Below are 1,336 nucleotides of genomic sequence, written 5' to 3' on the forward strand. Positions count from 1 at the left end.
GTTAAGGAACTATCGCGTAGCGATTTTGTTCAATTAAGGGGTTGGATGATAAACAAAATAATAAGATGATAAGAGGTAATGATATGGAAATGAGTTTCTCGGATAACCTGAAATACTTCCAGACTGGGATCTTCAACGTTCTCAACGACAGGAAGGCAGAAATGCTGAAGGAAGGCAGGACAGTCTACAATATGTCAGTGGGGACACCTGACTTTGAGCCTGACAGGCACATTGTCGATGCTCTGATAGATGCGGCAAAGGACCCTGAAAACTGGAAATATTCATTGGGGGATATGCCTTCACTCCTTGAAGCAGTAGCTCTCTTCTACAGGGAGAGATTCGGGGTACTGCTGGAGACAGATGAGATCATGTCCCTTTACGGCTCCCAGGAAGGTCTCACGCACATAGGGTTCTCACTCTGCAACAGGGGTGATGTGGTGCTTGTTCCGAATCCCGGCTACCCAATATTCGAGATAGGTCCTTACCTTTCAGGAGCAGAGCTCGCATTCTACCCGCTGCTGCCTGAAAACAAGTATCTGCCGGACCTGGATTCGATCCCTCACGAGACACTGTCAAGGGCAAAGCTTATGATCGTCTCATACCCCATGAACCCTGTCTGCGCAACCGCATCACCGGAATTCTATGAAAGGCTCATTGCCTTTGCAAGGAAGAACAATATAATCATAATCCATGATAATGCATATTCAGACATAGTATATGATGGTGAGAAGGGAGGTTCGTTCCTCTCATTTGAAGGGGCAAAGGAAGTTGGAGTCGAATTCTACTCCTTGTCCAAGTCCTACAACATGACAGGAGCCAGGGTATCCTTCGTGCTTGGCAACAGTGAGATCATCAGGAACTTCAGGATGCTCAGGTCACAGATAGACTATGGGATATTCAAGCCCATACAGTACGCGGCGTTAGCCGCACTCACAGGACCACAGGATAGTGTAACCAGAAACTGCGTAGAATACCAGAAGAGGCGGGACGCCCTGTGTGACGGACTCACAGGCCTCGGTTGGAACGTACCGAGAAGCAGTGGGTCGATGTTCGTCTGGGCAAGGATCCCTGAGAAATTCAAAAGCTCAACTGAGTTCTGCACTGAGCTTATGGAGAGGACTGGTGTGATATGCACACCCGGTAATGCCTTCGGTTCACTTGGAGAAGGCTACGTAAGGTTCGCCCTTGTCCTTCCTGCAGAAGTCATAGCTGAGGCGGTGGAAAGGATAAGGGAAAGCAGGATCCTTGAGTAGTAGGAAAATCAGAAAGCCATGAGTCAGTTCATGACATGTTTGTAGAATGCCTGAGATTTGAGTCTGTTGCTTTTACTGCTGTA

General features: G+C 48.0%; 1 protein-coding gene. It reads left to right on the plus strand.

Going from position 1 to position 1,336, the window contains the following annotated elements; translation table 11 throughout:
- Positions 1 to 83 precede the first annotated feature (83 nt).
- Positions 84 to 1,253, plus strand: a complete 1,170-nt coding sequence (locus tag T472_RS05745; RefSeq protein WP_023387961.1) for an aminotransferase class I/II-fold pyridoxal phosphate-dependent enzyme — start codon at positions 84 to 86, stop codon at positions 1,251 to 1,253.
- Positions 1,254 to 1,336 lie beyond the last annotated feature (83 nt).

It is taken from the genome of Youngiibacter fragilis 232.1 (genome assembly GCF_000495435.3).
Classification (GTDB): Bacteria; Bacillota; Clostridia; order Clostridiales; family Clostridiaceae; genus Youngiibacter; species Youngiibacter fragilis.

Coding starts and splice junctions, on each gene's coding strand:
- T472_RS05745 (WP_023387961.1), top strand. CDS start 84: ATGGAAATGAGTTTCTCGGATAACCTGAAATACTTCCAGACTGGGATC.